General features: G+C 54.0%; 16 protein-coding genes and 1 rRNA gene. 11 read left to right on the top strand and 6 right to left on the bottom strand.

Going from position 1 to position 19,756, the window contains the following annotated elements; translation table 11 throughout:
* Positions 1–25 precede the first annotated feature (25 nt).
* On the bottom strand, positions 26–1,336 hold the full coding sequence (locus tag Q371_RS26025) for a polysaccharide deacetylase family protein (protein ID WP_084571532.1): 1,311 nt from the start codon (positions 1,334–1,336) through the stop codon (positions 26–28).
* Positions 1,337–1,341: 5 nt separating this feature from the next.
* Positions 1,342–2,361 carry a phenylalanine--tRNA ligase subunit alpha gene (gene pheS / locus Q371_RS18770; protein ID WP_034343292.1) on the bottom strand — a complete coding sequence of 340 codons (1,020 nt, stop codon included), beginning with the start codon at positions 2,359–2,361 and terminating at the stop codon, positions 1,342–1,344.
* 333 nt (positions 2,362–2,694) lie between these two features.
* Between pheS and Q371_RS27230 the strand changes: the two genes are divergently transcribed.
* Positions 2,695–2,838 (top strand): hypothetical protein, encoded by a 144-nt coding sequence (locus tag Q371_RS27230; protein WP_157442820.1) that lies wholly within the window; start codon positions 2,695–2,697, stop codon positions 2,836–2,838.
* Between the two features lie 57 nt (positions 2,839–2,895).
* Here the strand turns inward: Q371_RS27230 and Q371_RS26020 are convergent, their stop codons facing one another.
* Together Q371_RS26020 and Q371_RS18760 are read right to left on the bottom strand one after the other, a co-directional pair.
* Positions 2,896–4,374, bottom strand: coding sequence for a S8 family peptidase (locus Q371_RS26020; RefSeq protein ID WP_051964794.1), 1,479 nt, complete (start codon positions 4,372–4,374; stop codon positions 2,896–2,898).
* Between the two features lie 17 nt (positions 4,375–4,391).
* Positions 4,392–5,939, bottom strand: coding sequence for a tetratricopeptide repeat protein (locus Q371_RS18760; RefSeq protein ID WP_034343290.1), 1,548 nt, complete (start codon positions 5,937–5,939; stop codon positions 4,392–4,394).
* Positions 5,940–6,228: 289 nt separating this feature from the next.
* On the opposite strand from Q371_RS18760, the gene Q371_RS26015 reads away from it, so the two are divergent.
* The 4 genes from Q371_RS26015 (at position 6,229) to Q371_RS18740 (ending at position 11,870) form a co-directional block, all read left to right on the top strand.
* A complete protein-coding gene (locus Q371_RS26015; RefSeq protein WP_051964792.1) occupies positions 6,229–7,104 on the top strand; it encodes a M12 family metallopeptidase in 876 nt (291 codons plus the stop codon).
* A gap of 196 nt (positions 7,105–7,300) precedes the next feature.
* A complete protein-coding gene (locus Q371_RS18750; RefSeq protein WP_051964790.1) occupies positions 7,301–8,344 on the top strand; it encodes a nitric oxide synthase oxygenase in 1,044 nt (347 codons plus the stop codon).
* A 387-nt stretch (positions 8,345–8,731) separates the two neighbouring features.
* The gene (ppdK, locus tag Q371_RS18745; protein ID WP_034343288.1) at positions 8,732–11,371 is read left to right on the top strand and encodes a pyruvate, phosphate dikinase; all 2,640 of its coding nucleotides are present in this window, start codon (positions 8,732–8,734) and stop codon (positions 11,369–11,371) included.
* A 130-nt stretch (positions 11,372–11,501) separates the two neighbouring features.
* Complete coding sequence (locus tag Q371_RS18740) at positions 11,502–11,870, top strand: hypothetical protein (protein ID WP_157442819.1); 369 nt, start codon at positions 11,502–11,504, stop codon at positions 11,868–11,870.
* Here the strand turns inward: Q371_RS18740 and Q371_RS18735 are convergent.
* Positions 11,863–13,029: a M24 family metallopeptidase gene (locus Q371_RS18735; RefSeq protein WP_051964788.1), complete on the bottom strand. Its 1,167-nt coding sequence runs from the start codon at positions 13,027–13,029 to the stop codon at positions 11,863–11,865. The two genes, Q371_RS18740 and Q371_RS18735, sit on opposite strands and share 8 nt — an antisense overlap.
* A gap of 119 nt (positions 13,030–13,148) precedes the next feature.
* On the opposite strand from Q371_RS18735, the gene Q371_RS18730 reads away from it, so the two are divergent.
* The 5 genes from Q371_RS18730 to Q371_RS18710 all read left to right on the top strand — a co-directional run bounded on the left by Q371_RS18730 (position 13,149) and on the right by Q371_RS18710 (position 18,620).
* Positions 13,149–13,532 (top strand): HesB/IscA family protein, encoded by a 384-nt coding sequence (locus Q371_RS18730; protein WP_034343283.1) that lies wholly within the window; start codon positions 13,149–13,151, stop codon positions 13,530–13,532.
* 411 nt (positions 13,533–13,943) lie between these two features.
* On the top strand, positions 13,944–15,683 hold the full coding sequence (locus Q371_RS18725) for an ABC transporter substrate-binding protein (protein WP_245618372.1): 1,740 nt from the start codon (positions 13,944–13,946) through the stop codon (positions 15,681–15,683).
* Between the two features lie 71 nt (positions 15,684–15,754).
* Positions 15,755–16,738: an ABC transporter permease gene (locus Q371_RS18720; RefSeq protein WP_034343274.1), complete on the top strand. Its 984-nt coding sequence runs from the start codon at positions 15,755–15,757 to the stop codon at positions 16,736–16,738.
* Positions 16,739–16,748: 10 nt separating this feature from the next.
* Positions 16,749–17,894: an ABC transporter permease gene (locus Q371_RS18715; RefSeq protein ID WP_342668530.1), complete on the top strand. Its 1,146-nt coding sequence runs from the start codon at positions 16,749–16,751 to the stop codon at positions 17,892–17,894.
* 75 nt (positions 17,895–17,969) lie between these two features.
* The gene (locus tag Q371_RS18710) at positions 17,970–18,620 is read left to right on the top strand and encodes a PrsW family intramembrane metalloprotease (RefSeq protein WP_169743887.1); all 651 of its coding nucleotides are present in this window, start codon (positions 17,970–17,972) and stop codon (positions 18,618–18,620) included.
* Here Q371_RS18710 and moaD read toward each other — a convergent pair.
* A complete protein-coding gene (moaD, locus tag Q371_RS18705) occupies positions 18,617–19,300 on the bottom strand; it encodes a molybdopterin converting factor subunit 1 (RefSeq protein WP_034343270.1) in 684 nt (227 codons plus the stop codon). The genes Q371_RS18710 and moaD overlap by 4 nt on opposite strands.
* 312 nt (positions 19,301–19,612) lie before the next feature.
* Here moaD and Q371_RS18700 point away from each other — a divergent pair.
* Positions 19,613–19,756: ribosomal RNA gene (locus tag Q371_RS18700) — 23S ribosomal RNA — on the top strand; the annotation flags it as partial.

Raw genomic sequence — 19,756 nt, 5'->3', positions numbered from 1 at the left:
GCTTAAAACCTTTCTTGAGGTGCGCTCACCAGAGCGCAGAGAATTTGAGTTTGACGGTGGTCTGAAAGTCGCTGGAGACTTTCAGTTTGAAGCTGCCAAAATAAGCGCTTCCGCCAGCCAGCCATTTCTGGTGGTCGTAATCCAGATTCAGGCGGTAAGGCCGACCTTCCGATTCCACCAGAGGCAGGGCGTATTCTGCACCTGCATTCAGGCCGTCCAGATTGCCATAGCTGCCTCTCACCCTCAGGTAAGAGATGGGCAGCACTTCTGCACCGAAACCATACTGTCCAGATTGGGGCTGGTAATAGCCGTAGGTTTCGCCCCTGTTCCAGAGGTTGAGGCTTCCTCCCAGCAGGACGCCACCGTTGCCATATCCAACCCCAACAGACACAGGCTCCAAGTGGTACGCCACTGTGAATTCATGGTTGCTCTGGTTGCCCCTTTGCAGGTTCAACTGGGCGCTGAAATCGTTCTTGCGGTACCTGAGGGTGTGTTCGCGCTGCCCCCAGGAAGCACTCAGGCTGTATTCGATGTCTCCGAACAGGGTGTAAGGAAAGGGGTTGATGCTGGAATTGCGCACAGGATTGGGCGTGCCCAGTTGCCAGTCCAGCAAAGGAAGCAAGAGGATGGAGAGCGTATGGTCCATTCCGGTGCTGGCTTTGAAGTTCAGAAAAGAGGTGCCATCCCATGGGCTGATGAAGGGGCGGTGCAAGGCGAAAGGATCGGTGGTGTCTCCGTTCAGGCCCATCCACATGCCAAAACCGCAGGTGTACGTTTCCGAGACCACATTGCGCACCCTCTGGTCATGCACCCCGAACGGGTAGGCCACGCACTTGGCTTCCGTTCCGAGGTTCTCCTGAATGGCCTGCTGGCTTTTTTGCAGCTCTGCCTTCAGGTCCTCTGGGGTCAGATCAATCAGGCGGGCATGATTGGCGGTGTGGGACTGGATTTCCCATCCTGCAGCCTGCATTTCTTTCAGCTCAGCCCAGGTCACAAACCCTTCAGTGCCGATTTTGCTGGTGATCACAAAGAAGGTGGCAGGCACCCCGAGTTCCTTCAAAACCGGAAAGGCCTGCTCGTACACGTCCCGATAACCATCATCGAACGTGACCAGCACACAGGTGTCTGCACAATTTTGTGCCTGTGATGCCACCGCGAAGCTGTGTCCGCTGTCTTTCAGGCGCAAAATGTGTTCACGCAGGCTCTGGGCCTCCACCCCGAGCGTCATGCCGTTGGAGGCCCCCACACGGTGGTACACCAGCGCCACACTTTCAGCGTGGACCGGAAGACCTCCCAGAGCAAAGGAAGCCAGCAAGGTCATGACGGTCTTCTTCATGGGTTTTATTGCAACTCTCCTTTGAATTGACCGAGCACCCGCAGGTCATTGGCATAGAAGTAACGGATGTCGGGCATGCCGTACTTCAGCATGGCAATGCGCTCTGGACCGAGCCCGAAAGCGAAGCCGGTTTTGCCTTCATAGATGCGGGGCAGGCCACGCTGTTCACGCAGGTCATCCACGGCTTTGAAGACATTGGGGTGCACCATGCCGCATCCACCCAGTTCCAGCCATTTGCTTTCGCCTCTGGGGTTCTCCCACCACACGGCGAAATCTGCTCCGGGCTCCACGAACGGGTAGAAGCTGGGCTGGAAGCGCACTTTGGCTTTGGGACCAAACAGACCTCTGGCCAGTTCTGCGATGGTGCCTTTCAGGTCGGCCATGGAGATGTTGTCGCCCACCACCAGACCTTCAAGCTGGTGGAACATGCTTTCGTGGGTGGCATCGGTGGCCTCGTAACGGTACACTTTGCCGGGCACCACGATTTTCAGAGGTGCGGTGTGTTCCAGCATGTAACGGATTTGCATGGGGCTGGTGTGGGTGCGCAGGAGGCGTCCATCTTTCAGCCAGAAGGTGTCCCAGAGGTCACGGGCCGGGTGGTACCACGGGATGTTGAGGTGCTGGAAGTTGTAGGCGTCATCTTCCACCTCGTTGCCTTCCACCACGTTGTAGCCCATGCGGGTGAAAATGTCCGAGAGGTCATCCAGAATGCGAGTAATGATGTGCAGCCCTCCAGAGGGCATGGCAAGGGCAGGCAAAGTCACATCAATGGCTTCAGAGGCCAGTTTGGCTTGCAGGGCTGCCTCTTTGAGTTCTGTTTCTCGGGCAGAGATCAGGGCGTCAATTTCCTGCTTGAGGAGGTTGATTTCCTGACCTTTGACTTTGCGCTCCTCAGGGCTCAGGCTCCCGAGGCTTTTGAGTTGCTTGGTGACTTCACCGTTTTTGCCCAGATAATGGGTTTTCACGGTTTGCAGGGCTTCTAAGCTTCCTGCCTCCTGAATCTGTGCTCTGGCTTCTTGCAGCATGGTTCTCCTCACATGAAAAAGCCGCTCGCACCATGAAAATGCGAGCGGCGGTAGCTTTGGTTTCAGGCTACGGACCGCTCAGGACAGCAAAAAAACGCGAAGGTCTTTGCCTGCCTTGGATGGAAAGAGCGGTCAACATCATGTTTTACTGTAGGGGCTTGGCTGCCAAGAGTCAACCGGAAAATGGCGGATGTGGATTGTTTGTCCATCCCTCAACATGCTGAGATGGAGATTCGGATATACCCCGGTGAAAATTTGGGGAATTCCCTTATTTTTTCCTGAATTTTCCCTGAATATACTGATTGTGTTCTCAAAGAAAGGGGAATATATATCATGAAAAACCTTAAAAAAATCGTGCTGGCCGTTGCTGCTCTGGGTGTTTCTGCTCTCGCTTTTGCTTCTTTCCAAGCTGGAAATGAACAAGTTGCAGCTTGCACAACCAAGCAGCCAGAATGCATCATCAAACAGATCGGTTGAGTCTTCCAAAAGATCAAAAGGCCTCCATTTGGAGGCCTTTTTGTGTGCAGGGGTTTTTTAAGGGGCCACGCTCATGTCCAGAATGCCCGAACCATACCCAGCAGTCCACCCTTGGGGCACCCGCGCTCTGGCCTTCATATCCTTGACAATCTCTGCTGGAGACCAGGTGGGATTCTGTTTGCGCCAGAGGGCCATCGCACCTGCCACCAGAGGGGTGGAGAAAGATGTGCCCGTGTAACTGGCCCAACTGCCCTGCAGGTTCAGCAAACGGAAGCTGAAAGGTGCAGCAATGCTGTTGTAACTGGCTTTGGTGGAATCCAGAGCAGGGTAATCTCCATTCACTCCAGCCACGGAAGCCATACCGGGCACTCTGGGTGCAAATCCAGCAGGGTATTGAGGGATGTTCCCCTTCTGGCCTTGATTTCCACCTGCCACAGCCACCAGAGCCCCATAACTGTTGGCCTCTGCAAACAGTTTGGCAAACAGGGCCACTGGGGTTTCGCTGCCCAGACTGAGGTTCAGGACCAGTCGATTGCGATCCACAGCATTCTTGAGCGCCCAGCACGTCCCGATGAACACCTTCTCCATGTCGCAGATGCCATTGGCATCGCAGACCCGAACAGCTCGAATTGTTGCACCTGTTGCCACCCCCTGAGTCTGGCTTGCTGCCAGCATTGCCACCTGAGTTCCGTGTCCATTTGCGCTACCTGTCCCAATGAATTCATCCAGAGGTTTGTCGTCTGAAGCCACAAAATCCCTTCCGGGCAGCATTTTCAGTTCAGGACTGGGATTGACCCCCGTGTCCAGCACAGCCACCTCGATGCCTTCGCCATTCAGGCCTCTGGCATAAGCTGCAGGGGCATTGATGGCTACGATGTGAGGCGCGTAGGCATCTACATCAGGTAAGGTTTTGGGATCCACATGTCCTTCAGCTTCTGGAAAGTTTTTGTTCAGGGTTCCAACGCTTTCACCGGGCGCACGTCCAGTCTTGACCACCACCACGGTTCCAGAGCACAGGCTGCCTGCACCCAGGTCTGCCCCTTGCTGTTCCAGATTGATGATTTGCACTGCGGTGTAACCCAGTTTGGTCAACCTTTCCAGAATGGTGGCCTGACTCAGGAAACCGGGCAAGACCATCATGTATTGCCCGATGGTGTCGCTGCCTGCCACGTTCAGACCAGAGACATAAAAGTTGCCGTTGTAATACACCGAGACATTCCATTCACCCCCCGGAAGGTCTCTGGGAACAGTGATTCTGACTTTTCCAGAACCCACAAAGGCACTGTAGGTGGTCTTTTGCAGACTGGGATTCAGTTTGTGGGTGAAAAGGGTATATGCGCTGCCTGTCAGGGGTGTTTTGACCCCCAGAGATGCAGTGATGCTTTCATTTTGTCCAGCCCAAGGGGAAGAAAGGGTCATGGGATAGGTTGCTTGTGATTCAATTGCTTTGATGTTTTCGGGAGCCTGTTGTTGAGGGGCTTGCTGTGCTCCACAGCTTGCCATGAACAGTCCCAGAATCAGCCATCCGTGTTTCATGTTCCATCTACCGTCCTTCATGATTGATTGTCGCTTGTGGCCCCTGAACGCTCCATGAACGCTTTCAGGGTCTCCCTGTAGTCGTTGGCCCACTCGGTGTGACCTGCCTGTTCCAGCAGCAAGATGGCTTCTTCCAGAGCCACTGGACTGTCTTCCAATTCTGAAATGTTTGCAAGAACGAAGGCCGCAGAAAGGACTTCTCCTGCTTTGCGCGCAAAACTGAGTGCTTGCTCATAAGCAAATTTTGCTTTTTGTCTGTCGTGTTGCTCGTGATAGACCTTGCCAAGGTTATTCCAAGCTCTAAGTGCTGTATTTAAACTGCCAATTTCAGCAGCCAAATGAGCCGATTCAGTAAAGTTTTTGATGGCTTCAGTGAAGTTGCCTGTACTCTCATGTGCCCATCCATAATTCATCAGAACCCGTGCATATTGGCGAGAGTTTCCGTGTGCAGCAGCCAATACTTCTGTGAAAGCAATGGAAACGTCTTGACCTTGTAACACCAAAGACACGGCCAGATTGTTCAATGCACCGATCCAACGGTCCCGGTCAGGCAAAGTGGACCAGAGTGCGGAAGAACGCCTGAAGTATTTTTCCGCAGTTGCATAATCTCCTGCGGAACTGGCTAGGTGTCCCAGGGTGTTCAGGGCTTCTGCTCTGCTTTCCCCTCCCATCAGCAAGGCTTCTTCCGCTGCTGCTTTTGCTTTTTCAGGTTGCCCGAGCCTCCAGTACAGTGCGCTTTTGAGCCCCAGATGCTCCGGGTTCTCTGGCAGGGTGTTGAACATCCGCATGGCTTCACGGTAATTGCCGCTGCGTTCCAGAGCTTTGGTTCTCAGGAGGGTGATTTCTTCATCTGCAGGGAGGTCTTTGAGCACCTCGAGCACCTTTTGGGGAAGTCCCTGATCCAGAAACTGGATGGCCTGTTTGATGCAGTTTTCCCGCATCCCACCCACCGTTTGAAGTTGCACCCCATAGTCTGCAGCTTCCTCTGCCACCTTGGAGGCCAGAGGGTGTTGCCCTGCCACCAGCAAACGGTGCAGTCGCATCAGGTCCTGCACTTCTGGAGGTGGAGCCCCAGCAGGTTTGTAAGCCAGTTCAGCCCAGCGTGCAGCTTCTTTCAGGTTGCCTTTGCTGCTGTCCTGTTCCGCACAATCCAGATAGGCACTGCGGACGGCCAGAGCAATGCGCTCTCTGGTCGAGAACACCCACTCTTCCAGCTCTTCACCCAGATCTGTCAGGGTGGCCCCTTCCATGAATGCGCCCGGATAGAGGTTTTTCAGGTCGGTGAGGTCATGGTTCTGGATGGATTTCAGCAGGTTTTGGGCATCGCACTGGACTTCGGTGCCCGCTTCCTGTTCGTTGGCATAAATCACCCCGAGCTTTCTCAGTTTGGTGAGGGCCACCGCCAGAGAGTTCATGGGGTCGCTGGCCTCGGGCCAGAACAGTTCTGCAAGGTGACGCCTGGGTTTTTTGCCTTCGATGGCAAGGTAAGCCACCAGCAGGAGGGGTTTCTCACGGTGGAACTTGACGCCGGTGATCTGAAGTTGACCTAGGGTCCGCAGGTGCATTTGTCTTCAGGATAGTGGATCCATGAACATTCTGAAGTGACCACGGACATTTCTGTTACAGGTCCAAAAGGCTTTCTTTTGAATTTTTGCCGTCTGGAACATCAAATGAACGCTTCTGAACGGTGGACTCTGGCGTTCATGGTTTGTTCATGGCTGCTTCAGGGGGGGTTTTCTATCCTTTGATCATCAAACGGGACAGACCTCAGATCCAGAGGCCTCCAATGAAACAACAACTTCCCTCAAGTGTTTCCGTTGGATGAAACCCACAGCATTCACAAAGGAGTCCACCATGAACAGCAAAAACCTCTTCGCAGCAGCAATCCTCGGCAGCCTCGTCCTCGCATCTTGCGGAACCACCCCTGTGCAACCCAAAACCGAAGAAGTCAAATCCCTGACCTTCAGCAACGGCGAGACCTTCCATTACACCGAGCAGGCTGGTGTGATCAAAACCGATGACATCATCGTGGCCTACAGTGCAGAACTGCCTGAACTGGTCAACAAATACGAGGCTTACCTGAAAACCCAGCAGGTGGACAAAGAAGGCGTGGGCATCACCAAGTACTGCTCTTTTGAGTTCATCACCTGCTGGAGCTACACCGACAACCGCTGGGCCGGAGGCAAAATTTACTACTCCTACGATGCCAGCCTGACCAGTGACCAGCGCAGCAAGATTCTGGATGCCATTCTGGACTGGAACAGCCGTGTGTCAGATGTGAAGTGGTACTACTCCACCAGTGCGGGTGATCGGGTGCTCTTCACCAAAGAAACCGATCCCAATGCCTGTGGAAGCAGCAGCATCGGACGCAAAGGTGGCGTGCAGCAACTGCAACTCGGGTGTTTCAGCAAAGGGGTGGTTCAGCACGAGATGGGTCACGCTGCAGGCTTGCTGCACGAACAGAGCCGTTGTGACCGGGACAACTACGTGACCATCGTGTGGGCCAACATCAAAGACGGCTATGCCCACAACTTCAACAAAGCCTGCGGCAAAGAGTACAAAGACTACGGCAGCTACAACTACAACAGCGTGATGCACTACGGCTCCAAAGCTTTCAGCGTGAACGGTTTGAACACCATCGTTCCCAAAAACGGGGTGTCCACCAGTGCCATCGGACAGCGTGTGTCTCTGGATGCCGGTGACATCAGCGCCCTGAACCAGATGTACTGATCCTGACGACTGGCCAATCCCTCTCCACACAAGACCGGATGGCTTCAACCCAACCTTCCACCCATCATCGCTCAAGGAGTGTGCAAACCCCCGGACAATTCCGGGGGAATTTTTGGTGTGCTGTGCTGGAATTTTGAAGTGGCTGAAACACACAAACCGGGACAATCCTCCCGGGTGTACAAAGAACAATAATAAGGTGCAAGTTGCCTGTCCTCCCGAGACCCTGAATTTCCTGCAGACGTTTTATCAGGAAAACCATTTGCCAGACCTTGAGAAACGGCTTGAAGAGGTTGAGCGCTGTGGATTCCTGCCCACCTTTCCAGAGCTGCTGTATGGGGCCAAGCTGGCGTGGCGCAACAGTGTGCGGTGTGTGGGGCGGCATTACTGGCAGTATTTGCATTTGCAGGATGCCCGCGATCTCGTGAGCCCTTCCGAGGTGTTTGATGCTCTGGTGCAGCACCTCAGGTTCGCCACGAATGCAGGGAACATCCGGCCCACCATCACGGTGTTCAAACCGGGCATTCGCATTCTGAACGATCAGTTGATCCGCTACGCAGGTTATGAAGACGGACTGGGAGATCCCAAAAACCAGAGCCTCACCCAGCAGTTGATGGAGTTGGGATGGACCCCTCCGGTTCAGCGTTCGGCTTTTGATGTGCTGCCTGTGGCTTTGCAGGTGCCCGGACATCCGGTTCAGCTTTTTACCCTGCCAGAGGATGCGGTTCTGGAAGTCCCCATCGAGCATCCCACTCTGGAGTGGTTCAGGGATCTGGGCCTCAAGTGGCATGCCGTCCCTGCGATCAGCAATTTGCAATTGTCGGTGGGGGGCATTGAGTATTCCTGTGCACCGTTCAATGGCTGGTATGTGGAAACTGAGCTCGCAGCACGCAATTTTGGAGACACCGACCGCTACAATTTGCTGCCTGTGGTGGCAGAAAAGATGGGCCTGAACATCCGCAAAAACCGCCAACTCTGGAAAGACCGTGCCCTCATTGAACTTCATGAAGCGGTGCTGTATTCCTTTGACAAAGCTGGCGTCAAAATTTCAGACCACCACACGGTTGCAGAGCACTTCGAGCGGTTTTGTGCCAGAGAGCGACAAGCTGGACGCGAGGTGAAGGCCCGCTGGAGCTGGATTGTGCCGCCCATCTCAGGGTCCACCAGTCCTCAATTTCACCAGAGTTTTGATGACACCGAATTGAAGCCCAATTTTTTCCCTTCGAAATGTCCTTTTCACTGAAGGTTTTTCAAAAAAGCCAGCAGGTCACGGCGGAATGCTCAAAGGGATGTGCAGCCTTCAAGGTGAGTGACCAGAGAAGTGTTTTACTTGCAGGAGTGTTGTCTATATCACTTGAACCAAGTACAAAACAATTTCAGATTTGAAGTTTTTTTCCTCCCTGAAACAAACAGAAATTGGACCAGAGCAGTGGTTTACCTTCTGGAATAACTGTCTCTCAGACAATAACCCCTCCTGTAAACCGTGTGTTTTCTCAAACCTTCTCTGGAAGGGCCTTCAGCGGTTTTCAAAAATGGTTTACGGATGTGCATTGGAATACATCGGAACTGAGCCACTTAAAGTAAACACATCTGAAGTGCATAAACAAACCCTTCTGGGAGGTAAGAAACCATGAAGTTCGTATACGCTTTTTCTGAGGCAAATGGCCTGAGCAAGGACCAATTGGGAGGCAAAGGGGCAGGGCTTTCGGCCATGACCCGGTTGGGATTGCCGGTTCCTCCTGGATTCACGGTCACCACCGAGGCTTGCCGGGCCTACCACATGCACCGCCAGACCCCCCACAACCTCTGGATGGAAGTGCAAGACGCCCTGCAAGCTCTGGAACAGCAAACCGGAAAGGTGCTGGGCAACCCAGAGCGGCCTTTGCTGCTCAGTGTGCGCTCTGGAGCCAAATTCAGCATGCCCGGCATGATGGACACCATCCTCAATCTGGGCCTCAACGATGAGGTGGTGGAAGGGCTTACTGCTCTCACTCAAGATGCCCGTTTTGCTTTCGATGCTTACCGTCGCCTGATCCAGATGTTCGCCGATGTGGTGGTGGGGGTGCCCAGACACCACTTCGAGACCGCTCTGGAAGACCTCAAAATGGCCCGAGGGGTGCAAGAAGACCTTTCCCTGACGGCCGAAGATTTGCAGGAACTGGTCACCACTTACAAACGCCTGTTCAAACGCCATGCGGGTTTTGAATTTCCCCAGAGCCCTCAATTCCAGTTGCAGGAAGCCATTCTTGCGGTGTTCAAATCCTGGGGCAACCGCCGGGCTGCCACCTACCGCAAGCTCCATCACATCCCCGATGACCTTGGCACGGCAGCCAATGTGCAGGCCATGGTGTTTGGCAACCTCGGTGCGACCTCAGGAACAGGGGTGGGTTTTACGCGGAATCCCATCTCGGGAGATCCACAGGTGTTTGGAGAGTTCTTGCTGAATGCGCAGGGTGAAGACGTGGTGGCTGGCATCCGCACCCCTCTGCCCCTGTGTGACCTGCAAAACCACCTACCAGAGGTGCATGATCAGCTCATGCACACTGCAGGGTTGCTGGAAAAACACTTCAAGGACATGCAGGATTTTGAATTCACCATCGAGGCAGGCAGGCTCTACATGCTGCAAACCCGTGCCGGGAAACGCTCGGCCAGAGCTGCTTTCAAGATTGCCCACGATCTGGCACAGGAAGGTCTGATTTCGCGCGAGGAGGCCCTTTCACGGATTCAACTGGAATCTCTGGAACAACTGATGTACCCCCAACCTGTGACCCACCACGGGCAAAAGGCTTTGTTGAAAGGTTTGCCTGCCAGTCCAGGTGCAGCCTCGGGTGTGGTGGTGTTCTCTGCCGATGAGGCCGTGGAGGTGGCCAAAACCCGTCCCTGTATTCTGGTGACCCCCGAGACCAGCCCGGAAGACATCCATGGCATGGCCTCTGCAAAAGGCATCCTGACCGCCAGAGGAGGCATGACCTCCCACGCAGCAGTGGTGGCCAGAGGCATGGGATGCCCTGCTGTGGTGGGTGCCGAAGACCTGCGCGTGGACCGTGAGGCCGGAGTCATGCAGGTGAAGGGCCTGACCATTCGGGCAGGGGAGACCCTCACCATCAGCGGTTCCACAGGGGAAGTGTTCCTCGGGGAAATTCCCTTGCAGGACAGCCAACTGGATCCAGAGGTCTTCGAAATCCTCTCTTGGGCCGATGGCATCCGCAAACTGGAGGTCCGGGCCAATGCAGACACCCCTCAGGACGCCCGCCGTGCCAGAGAAAACGGAGCACAGGGGATTGGCCTGTGCCGAACCGAACACATGTTTTTTGCTGAGGAAAGAATTCCTCTGGTTCGCAAAATGATTCTGGCAGCCAGTGCACAGGAGGAACTGGAAGCTTTGCGCCTCCTCCAGAACATGCAGCGCAGGGATTTCGAAGCGATTCTGCTGGCCATGGACGGTCTGCCGGTCACCATCCGCCTGATCGATCCTCCCCTGCACGAGTTTTTGCCCCAGATGTCTGATTTGCTGGTCAAAGTCACCCAGCTTGCCCAACAAGAACGCTCTGAAGCAGAGGAGACCACCTATCAGGAGGCCCGTGAACTGCTTGAAAGGGTCAAACAACTCCATGAGGTCAACCCCATGATGGGCCTGAGGGGTGCCCGCCTTGGCATCACCCGCCCGAGCATCATCTGCATGCAAGTCCACGCTCTGGCAGAAGCGACCTGCAACCTCTTGGCACAGGGCAAAAAACCACGCCCTGAGATCATGATTCCCCTCACAGGGACTGCACAGGAATTGGCTTACGTGCGTCACATCGTCGAGGAGGTCCTCGCCAGCCATGACCTGCACCTCCCCATCGGCAGCATGATCGAAGTGCCCAGAGCCTGCTTGGTGGGTGGGCAACTGGCAGACACCGCAGACTTCCTGAGTTTCGGCACCAACGACCTGACCCAGATGACCTATGGCTACTCCCGTGACGATGCTGCACGGTTTCTCGGGACATACGTGGAGAAAGGCATCCTGACCTTTGATCCCTTCACCCGACTGGATGAAGATGGGGTGGGCACCCTGATCTCCATGGCTGTGCAGGATGCCCGTCGCAAAAAGCCAGAGATAAAACTCGGGATCTGTGGTGAACACGGAGGCGAAGCCCACTCCATCGGTTTCTTCCATCAAGTGGGTCTGGATTACGTGAGTTGCAGCCCTTTCCGTTTGCTGGCTGCCCGTCTGGCGGCTGCACAGGCCACTTTAAACAACCATACGCAAGAGGCTGTTCTGGCTTGATGGGCAAACATCAGAGGGATTCCTTCTTCAAGGAGTCCCTTTTTGCTTTAACAGTGGTCCTCATGGAAGCTCAGGGCGTTTTCATCCAGAGTTGTCACCTGTGACTTTAATCTGAGAAGGGAGGTTCACCATGAAGCATACCCTGGTGGTCTTTTCACTGGTTTCTTTTGCATCTCTGGTCGCAGCAAGTCCAGTTTCATCAAATGTTTTTATCTCAAAACCTGCTCAGCAGCAAAGTACAGGTTTTACAGTGGGTTCTGCCTTGCTGGCTTCATCTCCACTCTGGAAAGCCAAACCCCAGACGTTGCCCCGTTATCGCCCCGGCTCTGTGCAAATCATCGAAATTCCGACCACTTTTCCAGATGCGAAATTTGTGCCTCTGGTGTTGGACCGCAACCAGAGCACCTTTGTTTTGCAGCAAGGACCTGCAATCAAAATGACCCTGCAACAAAAGGCCACAGGGTCACAGATGGTTTTGCCTCAAAAAACTTTCAAATGAAGATCAAGTCTTGCTGCACAGGGGTCGTCACCAGAGCCTGATCTTCCAAGAGCACCACATTCACTTCACTGCGGATGCCAAAATCCTGCTCAGGCAAGTAGATGCCGGGCTCGATGGTGACGGCCAGATGGGGCAGCAACGTGCGGGTGTCTCTGGTTTCCAGATCGTCCAGATTGGCCGTTGGGCCGTGCAACTGCACCCCGAGGCTGTGACCAAGCCTGTGCGTGAAGGCTTCGCCATATCCAGCATCCACAATCACCTTGCGGGCTGCAAAATCCAGTTCCCAGCCTTGTTTGCCAGCCCGAATCTGTTCAAGGGCAATGTCTCTGCCCCCTTTGACGGCTTCCCATGCCTTCAAAAAGTTTTCAGAGGGCTCGCCATAAAAGCCCATCCACGTCACATCGGCGTAAGGCCTTCCGGGTTCTTGACCCCAGAGGTCCAGCAAAATGCAGTCTCCTTTTTGCAGGGTGCGGTTGCCTTCAGGATTGGGCGCGTAGTGCGGGTCTCCAGCATGTCCAGCAAAGCCCACAATGGCAGGATGGTCAAAGTGCAGTCCTCCCCGGCGCAGGGTTTCGCTGATCACGGCCTGCACCGAAAGCTCATCCACACTCTGGCCCAATTTGACTTTGCTGCGAATGAATTCAAAGGCAGCGTCTTTGGCTTCCATCAGGACCTCAACTGCCCTCTGGTGGGCTTCCAGATCCTCTGAAGACCATTTGAAGAAATGCTGCAACAGGTCTGCACTGCTGACCACATCCACGCCCAGAGCCTTGACCCGTTCAATGGTGCCTGCGTCCACCCTGCCCACATAAGGCACACTGCCCATCGGGCTGTATTCCATGGCCACTTTCATGCCCGGTTTCAGCAAAGACTCCAGCAGGGGTTGCAGATCTGCATGCCCACGGTAGGCATGCAAGGTCACGTTCCAGTCGTGGCTGAGGGTTTTCCAGGTGCCTCCTTCAATGCTGTTGTGTAGCACTTTCACCTCTCCCTGTGCAGGCACCCACACAAAAAACCGCCGGGTGAGGTGGGCTTCAGCTGGAATGTGCAGCACACTCAGGGCCAGAGGATTGAGGCTCTGGAAATCGTAAATCAGCCAGCCATCCAGCTGGGCGTTGGAAAGCAACTGTTGGATCTGCTCAAAGTCAGGGCGGGTCATGGGCCCATTAAAACATGTTCCTTCAGGACTTTGGCAAGTGGCCTTGAGGTTTTTCTCAGAAGGGCATGCCGAGTGGCACGGTTCACAGTTGAAAGCTGTGGGGGTGCTACTCTTAGGGTATGAGCACGACCCTTCCGACCATCAGCATTTCAGAAACAGGCGCCCTCAAAGCGCAAGAAATCCTTGAACGCAGCAACAAACCCGGCGCAGGGGTGCGGGTCTTCATCAAGAGTGGTGGATGCAGCGGTTACCAGTATGGCATGGCCATTGATGACCGTGAACTCGAAGGAGACACCATCGTGGTGGACCGTGGCATCAAACTGATCGTGGACCGCATGAGCATCGAACTCTTGCAAGGTTCACAGGTGGACTATGTTGAAAACATGATGGGGGGCGGTTTCACCGTCAACAACCCCAATGCCACCAGCAGTTGCGGCTGTGGGCACTCTTTCCGCACCGATGGCAAGAACGCTGAAACGGGTGGCGGCTGCGGCAGCCACTGATTTTCAGTTGGTGTTTTGACCCACAAAATTCGGATGAAACCAGAGCCATTTGGGACTCTGGTTTTGCTTTAAAATATTAAGGATTTGATGACATTCAGTTAAAAGCTTTTTGGAAAGGGTTTGTTGAGGATTTTAAAAATAAGCCAAGTTTGTGCTGTCACCAAACAGAGTTTTGTGTGTGCTGGACAATAAATGCACGTTTCTCAGAAAAATGCTGTTCCATGAGCAAATTTTGGGTTTGCATTCAAGAATTGCTTAAGTGAACCTGATCTGGCATTTGACATTCCCTACTTCAAGCATGTTAGAATCGCGGAAGTAGACAACTTTATACTGGCGTCATTTTTATTGCGCTGGTATTCACTGCTACAAGGAGGATGTGTGAAGAAGTCAATCGTTTTAATGGCAGCGCTGATGTCTACCTCCCTCGCTGCTCCGTACGTGCACCCCGCCGACGAAACCGTCAGCAAGCCCAGTGAAGTGAAAATGGGTGGGACCCTCCGTCTGATCCAGCTCAAGGACTTTGACACCTACAATCCCTTCACTTCTCAGGGTCGTCCCAGCTTGCCCGAGCTGCAAGACGCCGGTGGTTTGATTCGCACCAACCCCAACACGGGTGACTACGAACCTTACATGTCCGACAAAATGACCATCTCCAAAGATGGACGCACCTTCACCTTCACCCTGCGTCCTGAACTGAAGTGGTCCGACGGTCAGGCCATCACTGCCGACGACTTCATCAGCACCTTCCAGATTTACGCTGACGAAAAAGTGGGCTCCAACCTGTACTCCTACATGTACGAAGGGGACAAGAAAGTCACCTGGAAGAAACTGGGCAACCTGTCCCTCTCCATCACTTTCCCCGCCAGAACCGTGCAGAACCTGGAGACCATCTCCTACCTGAGCCCTTACCCCGATCACGTGTTTGGTGCGGCCTACCGTTCCAAAGGCGCCGATGGTGTCAAAGCGCTCTGGGACCTGAAGACCGATCCCAAAGATCTGGTCATCTCTGGCCCCTGGAAAGTGGAACGCTACGCCCTCGGTGAGCGCGTGGTGCTGACCAAAAACAAATTCTATGGTGAGTGGAACAAAGACAGTGCTGGCCGTGCTGTCCCTTACATCACCAACCTGCAATACAACATTGTGCCTGACCAGAACGCTGCTCTGGCCCAATACCTCGCTGGCAACCTGGACATTTATGCCCCCAGCAACCGCGATCAGCTCTCCCAGATTGCAGATGCCAAAAAAGGTGGCAAGCTGAATGTGGAAGTGGCTGCCAACGTGGGTCCATTGGCCTCCGTGGACATGCTGTACTTCAACATGAACAAGTCCAGCGATCCTGTCAAACAAACCTGGTTCCGCGACAAGCGCTTCCGTCAGGCCATGAGCATGCTGGTCAACAAAGAAGCCATGATCGATCAGATCCTCGGTGGCTTTGGTTTCGCAGCTTGGACCAGTGTGTACCCCCTGTACAAAGACTGGGTTGCCCCCAACGTCGACAAGTACAAGTACAACCCCACTGCTGCTGCCAAGCTCCTGGCCGACATGGGCTTCAAGAAGGGCAAAGATGGCGTGCTGCAAGACAGCAAAGGCCGCAAACTGTCCTTCACCCTGATCACCAACTCTGAGAACAACCGCCGCCAGCAAATTGCCCGTCTGTTCGCCGACGAAGCCAAAAAAGTCGGTGTGGACATCAAAACCAACTTCATCCCCTTCAACCAGCTGCTGGACACCATTGGGCCAGAGTCCGATGCTGCCAAACTGGACCGCAAGTTTGATGCTGCCATCAGCGGCATCGGTGGTGGTGGATTCATCAACCCCGTGGGTGTGGCTTCCATGCTGCAGTGCGGTGGGGACCTGAACAACTACAACAGCTCCAAGAAGTGCATTGCTCCTTGGGAAACCCAGATGTACAACCTCTACCTGCAAAGCCGCAAAGAGTTTGACATCAACAAGCGCAAGGCCATCGCCAACAGAATTCAGGCCCTGCAAGCCGAAAACCTCGGCAACATCTACCTGCTCAGCCAGTCTGGACACTTCTCCTGGGACAGCCGCCTGAAAGGTGAGTACCCCAAGAAGATCTTCACCACCTTGTGGGCAGACAGCTACTTCGGTCCCCGCAATGCGCTTCTCAGCTGGATTGACGAGAAGTAAACTTTGACTTAAGTGGTGCTGCGCGAGGAGACCCCTCGCGCAGTGCTCATGAAAGGAGAACCCCCGAAACCATGATTCCTTTTCTGATCAGGCGCTTCCTGCAAATGGTCCCCACCTTTGTGCTGGCTTGCGTTCTGGTATACGTTCTGATTCAAGCGGCCCCTGGAGACTTCCTGTCCCAGTTCCGCGAAAACCCCACCATCACCCCAGAGGCCCTTGAGAACCTCAAGCGCAAATTTGGACTCGACAAGGGGTACATCGAGCAGTTCTGGCTCTGGTTCACCAACTTCTTGCGTGGAGATCTGGGCATCTCCTTCAGCCACTCCAGCCGTCCGGTGTGGGAACTGGTGGCTCCGCGCATGTGGAACAGCATGATTCTGGTGGTGTTCAGCCTCCTTCTGAGTTATGCCATTGCCATTCCTGTGGCCATCTACAGTGCCACCCGTCCTTACAGCCCTCTGGACCGTCTGTTTTCTGTGCTTTCCTACTTTGGTCTGGGCATTCCCTCGTTCTTTTTCAGCTTGCTGGCCATTTATGCTTTGCTGTCCATTCAGCAAAACTGGGGCTGGGACATGCCCATCAGTGGCAAATCAAGCTCAAAACTGACCGACCCCACACCTTTACGCTACATCTGGGATGTGTTCTTGCATTCTCTGGTGCCCAGCGTCATTCTGGCTTTGCGGTCCATTTCCAGTGAAAGCCGGGTGCTGCGTGCCCAATTGATGGAAGTGCTGGGACAGGACTACATGCGCACCGCTCGCGCCAAAGGCCTCGAATACCAGAAAATCATGTACAAACACGCCTTCAGAAACGCCATTTTGCCCATCGTGGCAGGCCTGGGTGGTTTGCTGCCTGCCTTCTTGAGTGGAGCTGGCTTTGTGGAAGTGGTGTTTGCATGGCCGGGCCTGACCCCCTTGCTGCTGGAGTCGGTGCAAACCCAGGACCTGTACGTGTTGATGTCCACCACTGCGCTGACCACCATCCTGTACATCATCGGGAACATGCTGTCCGACATTTTGCTGGCAGCTGTGGACCCCCGCATCCGGTACAGCTGAGGTGTAAACTATGAGTCAAGCGATGCAGAACGTACAGAAAAAACCTGAAGCCGCAACAACCTCTCTGAGCCTGTGGCAAATTGCCTGGAAACAATTTCTCAAACACCCCATGGCGCGTGCCGGCATGTGGATTCTGGGATTGTTGTATGGGATGGCCCTCTTTGCGGGATTCCTTGCCCCTTATTCCCCCACGGAATACGAATCAGGCTCCAACCGTGTGAGCTGGGTGCCGCCCACCAAAATTCACTTTGTTGATGAATCGGGCAAATTTGGTCGTCCTTTCATTTATCCCCTCAAACGTGAAACCGATCTGGAAACTTTCCGTGACATCTACACGGAAGACAAAACCCAGAAAAACGAGATTCAGTTTTTCGTTCGCCGACCAGAGGCCGAATACAAATTTCTGGGCCTGATCAAGAGTGATCTGCACCTGTTTGGTGTGAAGGGCGATGCCAAGATTTACCTTTGGGGTTCAGACAACCTCGGACGTGACCAGTTCAGCCGCATCATGTATGGCTCGGTGATCAGTCTGACCATCGGCATTCTGGCCACCATCTTCTCGGTGGTGCTGGGCTTGATCATGGGGGGCATTGCAGGTTACTTCGGTGGTTGGGTGGACATCATCATCATGCGCTTCGTTGAGGTGCTGGCTGCCATTCCCACCCTGTTCTTGCTGTTCACCCTGAGGGCCTTGTTCCCCATCGAGATGGACCCCCTGTTCATCTTGTATGTGATCATCGCCATTCTGGCTTTTGTCGGATGGGGTGGAATTGCCCGTGCCGTGCGCAGCCAACTCTTGCGCACCCGTGAACAGGAATACGTGCAGGCCGCTGTGAGTCTGGGTGCCTCCAACACCCGCATCATTGGTCGCCACATGATTCCTGACACCCTGAGCTACACCATTGTGGTGGTCTCCCTGCTGATCCCCGGTTTCATTCTGGAAGAATCCGGTCTGAGCTTCCTCGGGATTGGTGTGGTTGAGCCTTATTCTTCCTGGGGCAGTCTGCTCAAACTGGCCCAGGACGGTGGTTTCGAATCCATCACCGGGCGTCCCTGGACCCTGATCCCCGGTATTTTCATTCTGCTGGCGATCACCGCTTGGCAATTCGTCGGCGACGGCTTGCGCGACGCTTTCGACCCCAGAAAACGCCACTGAGCCATCCCACAACCAGAGTTTTGCTTTTTCAGCGGAGGAGAATGATCCTCCGCTGATTTTGTTATGCTAGGCAGCATGGCGGTCAGTGTGCTGCAGGTCGTGGGATTTGCTCTGGGAATCATCCTTCCCACCTTTTTCTGGTTCTGGTTTTTCTGGCGCAGAGATCCCAAACCCGAGCCCATCCGACTGCTTTTGCGCACCTTCCTTTATGGTGCTTTTGCTTTCCTGCCTGCAGCCCTCTTTGAACTCAGTTTGCAAACCGCCCTCAAAGGCATGACCCTCTACATCTTCATTGCAGTCATTGAAGAGGTGTTCAAATTTTTTGCTGCCCGAACGGTCATCAAAGAACGTGACTTTGATGAATTCATCGATGGCCTGATCTACAGCATGACAGCGGCTCTGGGCTTTGCCCTCATGGAGAACATCTTCTATGGGGTCTCTTTTGGACTTGAGGTGTTGCTGGTCCGGGGTCTCATCACCATGAGCAGCCATGTGCTCTTTACTGCCCCTTGGGGCTTTGCTCTGGGTTACCAGAGGATGAACAACAAAAACAAATACGCCGTTCCTCTTGGGCTCGGCGCAGGCATTGTTTTGCATTCGATTTTCAATGGCATCCAGATCCAGTCCCATCCCACCTGGGGAGTCATTCTGCTGGTGGTGGCTCTGGTGTCCATCATGTTCTATGTGGCAGACCGGCTGTACACCACAGCCAGCAAAGAACCTTAAAGGGTTTCCACGCTGGTGGACCCCTCCACCCACTCTGTCCCTGAGGTGGAGCGTTCAAGTTTCCACACCGGAAGCCTGACCTTCAAAGCCTCAATCAAAAAGTCACAGCTTTCCAGAGCAGCCCGTCTGTGTGGACTTCCCACCCCCACAATGATGCTCAGTTCGCCCGGATGCACCCGGCCTGTGCGGTGTGCAATGTACACGCCTGCTGCATCGAACCGTTCACGGGCTTCTTGAATGCACTCGCGCATCACCTTGATGGCCATGGGTGCAAAGGCTTCGTATTCCAGATGCTCAATGTCCATGCCCTTGTTGGGAGAACGCACCGTTCCTGTGAAGAAAGCCTGACCTCCCCACTCTGGCCGTGCAAGGTATTCAAATGCTTCTTGCAGGTTCAAAGGTCTGGAAGTCACGATGCATTCTTCAAAGTCATTGGGATCGTAGGCCCCTCCAGCCACGGGAGGCAAAAAGGCCACTTCATCTCCGTCCTGAAGCACATGCTCTGGCGTGACGTAGTTTTCGTTGACGGCAGCCATGCAGCCTTTCAGAACGACACCATATTGTTGTTCCAGTGTGATGGCCAGTGACCGAACTGTGGAACCCACTGGACAGGAGAAACCCATCTCGTCAATGCCCATTTCCCTTTTGAGACGCGCAAAAAACAGAATTCGAAGACGCATGTCTCAGCCTAGCACAGGGCGCAGAAGACAAAAGGTGTTTGTTTCTTGAGAAATCTGTATAGACAGGTTATTGTTGTTTCCTCAAGCTTGTAAGAAATTTTGCCGTTCTGCACACACATGTCTTGCGATCATCAAAAGGTTGCTCTAGAGGTGTTGACAGTTTGGGGAGATCGTAGTATTCTTTTCTTCGCCCGAGAGGAAGCAGCGATGCGAGAGACGAGGGCGGAGTTGTTTGACAACCGAAAGAATGCGAGCGAAGGAAAGTTTTCTTCTGCGAAGAAGAGAGCGAATCCCATACAAAATGATCTTAAGGGTCAAGATAGTAAGGGTGTATGGTGGATGCCTTGGCACTGGAACCGAAGAAGGACGTGGTTACCTGCGAAAAGCCCGGTCGAGCTGGATACAAGCATTGACGCCGGGATGTCCGAATGGGGGAACCCACTGCGTAAGCAGTAT

It is taken from the genome of Deinococcus misasensis DSM 22328 (genome assembly GCF_000745915.1).
GTDB lineage: Bacteria > Deinococcota > Deinococci > Deinococcales > Deinococcaceae > Deinococcus_C > Deinococcus_C misasensis.
Note: the sequence above shows the minus strand (reverse complement) of the source record. Positions and strands in the feature narration are given on the sequence as shown.

Coding starts and splice junctions, on each gene's coding strand:
- ppdK (WP_034343288.1), top strand. CDS start 8,732: ATGAAGTTCGTATACGCTTTTTCTGAGGCAAATGGCCTGAGCAAGGAC.
- Q371_RS18725 (WP_245618372.1), top strand. CDS start 13,944: ATGTCTACCTCCCTCGCTGCTCCGTACGTGCACCCCGCCGACGAAACC.
- Q371_RS27230 (WP_157442820.1), top strand. CDS start 2,695: ATGAAAAACCTTAAAAAAATCGTGCTGGCCGTTGCTGCTCTGGGTGTT.
- Q371_RS18710 (WP_169743887.1), top strand. CDS start 17,970: ATGGCGGTCAGTGTGCTGCAGGTCGTGGGATTTGCTCTGGGAATCATC.
- Q371_RS18720 (WP_034343274.1), top strand. CDS start 15,755: ATGATTCCTTTTCTGATCAGGCGCTTCCTGCAAATGGTCCCCACCTTT.
- moaD (WP_034343270.1), bottom strand. CDS start 19,300: ATGCGTCTTCGAATTCTGTTTTTTGCGCGTCTCAAAAGGGAAATGGGC.
- Q371_RS18715 (WP_342668530.1), top strand. CDS start 16,749: ATGAGTCAAGCGATGCAGAACGTACAGAAAAAACCTGAAGCCGCAACA.
- pheS (WP_034343292.1), bottom strand. CDS start 2,361: ATGCTGCAAGAAGCCAGAGCACAGATTCAGGAGGCAGGAAGCTTAGAA.
- Q371_RS26020 (WP_051964794.1), bottom strand. CDS start 4,374: ATGAAACACGGATGGCTGATTCTGGGACTGTTCATGGCAAGCTGTGGA.
- Q371_RS18760 (WP_034343290.1), bottom strand. CDS start 5,939: ATGCACCTGCGGACCCTAGGTCAACTTCAGATCACCGGCGTCAAGTTC.
- Q371_RS18740 (WP_157442819.1), top strand. CDS start 11,502: ATGAAGCATACCCTGGTGGTCTTTTCACTGGTTTCTTTTGCATCTCTG.
- Q371_RS26025 (WP_084571532.1), bottom strand. CDS start 1,336: ATGAAGAAGACCGTCATGACCTTGCTGGCTTCCTTTGCTCTGGGAGGT.
- Q371_RS26015 (WP_051964792.1), top strand. CDS start 6,229: ATGAACAGCAAAAACCTCTTCGCAGCAGCAATCCTCGGCAGCCTCGTC.
- Q371_RS18730 (WP_034343283.1), top strand. CDS start 13,149: ATGAGCACGACCCTTCCGACCATCAGCATTTCAGAAACAGGCGCCCTC.
- Q371_RS18735 (WP_051964788.1), bottom strand. CDS start 13,029: ATGACCCGCCCTGACTTTGAGCAGATCCAACAGTTGCTTTCCAACGCC.